The organism is bacterium (assembly GCA_018812485.1).
Taxonomy (GTDB): domain Bacteria; phylum JAHJDO01; class JAHJDO01; order JAHJDO01; family JAHJDO01; genus JAHJDO01.
On the sequence record JAHJDO010000102.1, the window covers coordinates 1 to 6,985 of the forward strand.

Consider the following 6,985-nt stretch of genomic DNA (forward strand, 5'->3'; position numbering starts at 1 on the left):
ATGACTTTTCCTTTCGGTTTTTGTTGTAACTTATTATTTGAGAAGCAGTTACATTATATCAAGGCTGGAGGGGAAAGTCAAGAAATTAATGTTTGCAACTTCCTGTGTAACAGTGAGTTGTGAATTTTACAGGAGACTAAAAAAATGAAAAATTAAAGGAGGGATAAACTATGTCAATATCAAAAAGAATAGGTTCAATTAGTCCATCGGTAACTTTAGCCATAACTGCTAAGGCAAAACAGATGAAAGCTGAAGGAATTGATGTTATTGGATTTGGCGCAGGTGAGCCAGATTTTGATACGCCTGAACATATTAAAGAAGCAGCCAAGAAGGCATTAGATGAAGGGTTTACCAAATACACCCCTGCTTCAGGGATAAAGGAACTAAAAGAGGCGATTTGCAAAAAATTTAAAGACGATAATAATCTGGATTATTCACCCGACGAAGTTCTTGTCTCCTGTGGGGCAAAGCATTCTATCTTTAATGCCATCCTTGCCCTATGCAACGAAGGTGATGAAGTGATTTTACCTTCACCTTATTGGGTAAGTTACCCTGAAATGATTAAAGTCGCAGGGGCAAAATCTGTAATCTTAAAGACAACCCAAGAAGATAACTTTAAGATTTCACCACAGCAATTACAAGAGGTGATTACTTCAAAAACAAAGCTATTAATCCTGAATTCGCCTTCTAATCCAACAGGTATGATTTACACAAAGGATGAACTTTTATCCATCACCAACATCTTAGTTGAGAAAGGTATCTTTTGCATCTCGGATGAAATCTATGTCATTCCACATCTAACCCTACTTCTATTTCTCAGAAGGCGAGCATTGCAGCTTTGGGGGGTTCTCAAGAACCTTTATATGATATGGTAGCTGAATTTGCCAAAAGAAGAGACTATATCGTAAAAAGGCTGAATTCTATTGAAGGTGTATCGTGTTTAAAACCGCAAGGCGCTTTCTATGTTTTTCCTGACGTATCGAAGATTATCGGAAAGACGTTCAAAGAGCAAACTATAAAAGATTCGATTCCCCTTGCAGAGATTTTATTAGAAGAAGCTAACGTAGCAGTAGTTCCTGGAGGTGCTTTTGGAGCAGATGAGTATATTCGGCTTTCCTACGCTACCTCTATGGAGAATATTACCAAAGGGTTAGATCGTATAAAAGAGTTTGTAGCTAAAATTTTCTAGAAGGAAGATGTTTTATGGCAAAAAATAAGATTTATATTATCGACGTAACCAATAGAGACGGAGTTCAAACATCACGGATTTGTCTTTCAAAATTACAGAAGACAATGATAAATCTTTATCTCAATGAAATGGGGATTTATCAAAGCGAGTTCGGTTTTCCTGTAACTCACCATGAGACAAATTATCTTAACGCCAATTTAGAGTTGACTAAAATGGGAGTACTTAAGCCGATAATCCTAGAAGGTTGGATTCGGGCAATACCGGAAGATGTAAAGGATGCTGCAAAGCTAACAACCTTAGAGCACCTTAATCTTTCTATCTCTACATCAGATCAAATGATCCATGGGAAATTCAGGGGAAAATTCTCCAAAGAGGACGTGATCAAAGTAATGGTCGAAGCGGTAGATTTGGCTAAAGAAAAAGGAATAAAGACAATAGGCGTGAATGCTGAGGACGCCTCTCGGACTGACATGGATTATCTTATCAAATTTGCCAAGAAAGCAAAAGAACATGGTGCAGATAGAATTCGTTATTGCGACACATTAGGTTTTGATGATCCATTTACAATTTATGAACGTATAAAGGTTTTAGCTGCAGAGGTAAATGCCCCCATAGAACTTCATTGCCACAATGATTTAGGGTTGGTTATTGCCACTTCTTTAGCTGGAGCAAAGGCAGCTATTGATGCAGGAGTAGATGCCTACATAAATACTACTGTTAACGGCATTGGTGAGCGGGCAGGAAATGCGGATTTGGTATCAGTTATACTGGCTATAAAATATTCAAGCGGGTTCAAAGATAAATATGTCTTAGATGAACGCGTAGATTTATCAAAGGCCTGGAAGATTGCCAAATACGCTTCCTATGCCTTTGGTATCCCTATACCTATAAATCAGCCTGGAGTTGGCGCCAATGCTTTTGCTCATGAATCAGGGATACATGCTGACGGCGCCTTAAAAGATAGGCGAAACTATGAACTCTACGATTTTGAAGAATTGGGTCGGAGAGAGCCTGAAGTTATTGAGACAGGAAGAAAAATAACTGCAGGTGAATATAGTGGTATTAAGGGATTCAAAAACGTCTATGAGAAATTAGAGATAGAATTTCATGACGAAAAAGAGGCAACCAAGATTTTGGAGTTAGTTCGTTACGCCAATGTCCAGACGCAGAAACCTTTAGTTGAAGACGAACTAAGGTTTATTGCTAAGTATCCCGAGATAGCCAGGAAAATATTTATGATGACACCTTGATTCTTAATCCTTACGACTTAATACTAAAAATTTAAAGTTCGGGTTTTATTTGATATTTGGATCTTGTTATTTGTCGTTTGATTTATGGCTATCCCACTGAAGCCCGCCAATAACAGCGTCTGCAACATTATTCAGATGATCGCCTATCTTTTCAAAGTTGCTCAGCAGATCAGTGAAAACAATGCCTGAAACCACATTGCATGCCCCATTTCTCAATCTAGATGTATGATTATTTCCAAATGTCTCTGTTAATTCATTTATCCTTTTTTCCCTGCCCCAGACTTTACGGGCAATTGCAACATCGTTTAATTCTAGCGCCTTGATTGTATCCTCCAGCATTGCTGTAACTTCCGAATACATCTCTCTTAATTCCTTAATTGCTTTATCACTAAATGGAAGTTTTTGCTCAATCGCTCTTTCTCCAAGTTCTACGAGGTTTTCTGAAATGTCCCCCACGCGCTCTATATCATTAACTGAATGAAGAAGCGCAGGTATCTTCTCTGCCATCTCAAAGCTTAAACTCTTTTCAGAAAGCTCAACCAAATAGTGAGTTATTGAGCTTTGGAGATTATCAACAGCATCTTCTTTTTTTATAGCATTATGCATCATATTTATATCCTTTTTGAAGAATCCGTCCATTGCTTTATCAACCATTGTCTTAACCATCTCGGTCATTCTTACAAGTTCTTTTTGCGCCTGTTCTATTGCTATAGATGGAGTACGCAGAAGGTGTGGTTCCAGAAACTTTGGGGCATAGTCAAGAGAGGGGTCTTTCCCCGGTACGATCTTCTCTATTAATCTGGCATATGCCCCTGTAAAAGGTAAAAATAACATCGCATTAATCACATTAAACAGAGTATGCGCATTTGCAATCTGTCTTCCAATACTGTCTGCTGTGTGAATAATCAGTGTTTTATACACAGGTAAAAGCATTAAAACTAGCGCTGTACCAATTACATTAAACAGGACGTGCGCTACAGCAGCGCGGCGTGCACCGACATTAGTTCCAACGCTTGCTAACATCCCTGTTACGCATGTTCCAATATTATCTCCAAGTAATAATGGAATTGCTGCGTTTATGTCAATAAGCCCTCCCATGCCAAGCGCCATAGTGATACCAACTGTTGCGCTGCTACTCTGAACAACCATAGTTACAATCATCCCGGCAAGCACTCCTAAAATAGGTGTGCTGCTAAAATTGACAAAGATATCCTTTACAGCCTGGCTGCTGCGCAAGAACCGCACCGTATCCGTCATAATACTCAAACCAAGAAGCAAAAGACCAAATCCAAATATAGTCATGCCTATTTGTTTTGGCACGCGTCTCTTGCAGAAAAAATGTAATGCAAATCCTATTCCAATGAGGGGCAGCACATAATGAGTTATTTTAAAAGCAATAAGCTGGGCAGTAATAGTTGTGCCTATATTTGCTCCGAATATAACGCCAACAGCCTGCTTTAAGGTCATAAGCCCTGCATTGACAAAGCCTATTACCATAACCGTTGTTGCGCTGCTTGACTGAATAATACTGGTAATTCCCGCGCCGGCCAATAAGCCGAAAAAGGCCTTATTTGTTATTACGCCCAGTATTTTTCTCATCTTATCTCCAGCTGCTTTCTGGAGAGCATCGCTCATTATGTGAATGCCATAGAGAAATAACCCGAGTCCGCCAACCGTGCCAAAAATTATATCTTTTATCATTATTTAATCGAATCCATTGCTTAATGGATATGAACTTATTATAAGACAAGTCTTGTCTAAAATCAAAACACTTCTGCAAGTGATTGCTAATACTATTTCTACCCTGGTAAAAAATGGCGATGTGACTGAATCCATAAAGAACAACGAGTAGTAAAGAAAACGTCCGTTTTCTTAACTAGGGTACCACCAAGATTCGTGCGTAAATATACGCTAAGGAGGTTACAGGGGGACATTTTTAATTTACTAGAAAGGGATCTATTCGCGAAAAGGATCCTGAAATGCAGCTTTGTGTAGCGTCTGCTCTGAATTTGGCTATCCTTTGTATTGCTGTTTGCAACACAGTCGATATGCAAAATGCTATTCGTGCTCTAAAAAGAGAAGGCGACAATGTTAATCTTAAAGATTTGCGATTCTTTTCCCCTTATGCACATAGCCACCACAATATTTATGGCCGATTCTACTTTCATGGTGTTCCTGGAACTCATCTAGATTTAATAGAAAAGGCTTTTGAACCTTTATGAATAAATTTCTATACCGATATAAAATGCACGAATCCCCTTGTGACTTCTATAGGGTTTTTTGGCAAGAGATAAAATTTCCTTTGCAAGTGAAAGTTGCAAATGTTACTATAGTTACATAGCACAAGGAACTTACGGAACATTAAGAACATTTGTAACTTTATAGGAGGTGTCTAGTGAATCCATTTAGTCCAAAACATCCAGTGAGTCCGCAGTATTTTGTTAATAGAAAGATTATATTGCAACGATTTAAAAACCAACTTTTAACATCAGCCAAAACAAGGCCACCAAAACCCGATAATATAGCTATTTTAGGCGAATGGGGAATAGGGAAAACCTCTGTTCTGCAAAAACTAGAGGATATCTGTTTATCCCAAAAAGCAGTAAAGACCTTTACAGCGCTTGTAGAATTAACCCCTGAAACTTGCACTAGCTTTGAGAAATTCTCTAATCGAACAAGAGATGAAATAGAGAGAAGTTTTAAAACATCGGACATGTCATTATTGTCGAAATTGAAGAGAGACTTAATCCCGAGTTGGCGCCTTAAAACCATAGAGTTAGGTATCGTTACTGTTGAAAAGGAGCTTAAGAACAAATCAACTGTAACCTCTTTTGAAGATAGCCTCAGAGAGCTTTGGAAGATATTGTCAAAGAGCGGAGTTGAAGTAGCGGTATTAATGTTTGACGATCTCCACTATATGGCTCAACAATATGTCAATGGACTATATGATATAAGGGGAATATTTCAGGGTCTCCCAAAAGAGGGCTGTAACTTTATGCTTGCGGTTGCAGGATCACCTTATTTATTTAATATGGCCAGAGAGTTCGCAGAACCCTTTACGAGATTCTTTGATAGATTCTATCTCGAACCCTTTAGCATTGAAGAAACAGGAAATTTTATTACAATGCCACTATCTTTAAGTAAAACAGGCATTATCGTGGGAGAAGATGTTATAAAAAAGATATATAAATTGACAAAAGGTCACCCTTATTTTCTTTCTTTTATAATGAAGAATTTGGTTGATCTGGCAAGGAAGGGAAATATTTCACTTAAGACATTTAATAGAGTATATCCGACTATTGCAGGATATCTATCAAGGGAGAAATTTAACGACGATATTACCCAAGCTAGCGAAATTGAATTAAAGGTTCTTCAGGAAATGGCTTCTATAAATACCGAAACCATCTCGCCCAGCCAGTTGTCTATTAAGAATGCCAGAAGATGCTTGAAGGTGTTAACGGAAAAGAAAGGACTGGTTGTAAAGACTAAGCGGGGAGAATATTCTCTTTATCACCCACTGTTTAAGGAGTATTTACTGAAGAGCATAAACTAAAATGCACGAATTGCCCAGTTACCCCCATAATAAGCGAGTATTATAGTCTCTTTAAATTAGGACATTTCTATTTTGGCTTAACAAATACTTGACAAGGGATTTTTATTTCGCTATAATCCTTACTAATATGATAAGATTAGTAGAACAATATTGATCCAGATGGTGAATTTTGAATCAAAGGAGGATAATTTATGATGCGGATTTCTACTAAAGGCCGCTACGGTGCAAGGCTGATGTTAGAACTTGCCCTTCACTATGAGAAAGGAACTGTTTTGCTTAAGGATATTGCCAAGAACCAGGAGATCTCCGAAGGATATTTAGAACATATTGTTCTAACACTTAAGGTGGCTGGACTCGTTAATTCAACTCGTGGCGCACACGGAGGATATACTTTGGCTAGAAACCCTTCTGATATAACTTTTAAAGATATAGTTGGAGCCTTAGAGGGAAATTTAGCAGTTGCAGAATGTGTTAGCTCACCTAAAGTTTGCCATAGAGTTGATTCCTGTGTGACTCGGGATATATGGGAACAGATGAGTGAGAAGATGACAGAGGTTTTAGTGTCTACCACATTAGAGGACATAGTCAAACGCCACAGGAAGAAACAGAAGCAGCCGCCTTTGATGTATAGCATATAAAAAAAGCAACCATGAAAATGAAAGCAATAGCCTTACTTTCAGGAGGATTAGATAGTACTTTAGCCATAAAGATTATTCTTGAGCAGGGTATTGAAGTAGAGGCGGTTAATTTCTTTACCCCTTTCTGTCAATGTAACCGCAGGAGTGGTTGTGGTGGACATGAGGCAAAGAAAGTAACGGACAGATTTGGAATAAAGCTAAAAATGTTTAATACCTCCACTGAATATCTTAAGATGTTAAAAAGCCCTAAATATGGCTATGGAAGAAATCTAAATCCTTGTATTGACTGTAGAATCTTAATGAACAAAAAAACTAAAGAGTACATGGGAAAGATAGGCGCATCATTTGTAATTAC

6 protein-coding genes and 1 pseudogene are annotated in these 6,985 nt (G+C 38.1%); 6 read left to right on the forward strand and 1 reads right to left on the reverse strand.

Going from position 1 to position 6,985, the window contains the following annotated elements; genetic code table 11:
- The first annotated feature begins 170 nt into the window (after nucleotides 1-170).
- A pseudogene (locus KKC91_08260) lies at nucleotides 171-1,189 on the forward strand (pyridoxal phosphate-dependent aminotransferase).
- A gap of 14 nt (nucleotides 1,190-1,203) precedes the next feature.
- The gene (locus KKC91_08265; GenBank protein MBU0478545.1) at nucleotides 1,204-2,439 is read left to right on the forward strand and encodes a homocitrate synthase; all 1,236 of its coding nucleotides are present in this window, start codon (nucleotides 1,204-1,206) and stop codon (nucleotides 2,437-2,439) included.
- A 66-nt stretch (nucleotides 2,440-2,505) separates the two neighbouring features.
- On the opposite strand, the gene KKC91_08270 is transcribed toward KKC91_08265, so the two are convergent.
- Nucleotides 2,506-4,140, reverse strand: a complete 1,635-nt coding sequence (locus KKC91_08270; protein MBU0478546.1) for a Na/Pi cotransporter family protein — start codon at nucleotides 4,138-4,140, stop codon at nucleotides 2,506-2,508.
- Nucleotides 4,141-4,418: 278 nt separating this feature from the next.
- On the opposite strand from KKC91_08270, the gene KKC91_08275 reads away from it, so the two are divergent.
- The 4 genes from KKC91_08275 to KKC91_08290 all read left to right on the forward strand — a co-directional run.
- Nucleotides 4,419-4,661, forward strand: a complete 243-nt coding sequence (locus tag KKC91_08275) for a transposase (GenBank protein ID MBU0478547.1) — start codon at nucleotides 4,419-4,421, stop codon at nucleotides 4,659-4,661.
- 173 nt (nucleotides 4,662-4,834) lie between these two features.
- Complete coding sequence (locus KKC91_08280; protein MBU0478548.1) at nucleotides 4,835-5,992, forward strand: hypothetical protein; 1,158 nt, start codon at nucleotides 4,835-4,837, stop codon at nucleotides 5,990-5,992.
- A gap of 191 nt (nucleotides 5,993-6,183) precedes the next feature.
- Nucleotides 6,184-6,630, forward strand: a complete 447-nt coding sequence (locus tag KKC91_08285) for an Rrf2 family transcriptional regulator (GenBank protein ID MBU0478549.1) — start codon at nucleotides 6,184-6,186, stop codon at nucleotides 6,628-6,630.
- A gap of 11 nt (nucleotides 6,631-6,641) precedes the next feature.
- Nucleotides 6,642-6,985, forward strand: a 344-nt coding sequence (locus tag KKC91_08290; protein MBU0478550.1) for a 7-cyano-7-deazaguanine synthase, incomplete at its 3' end; no start/stop codon positions are given.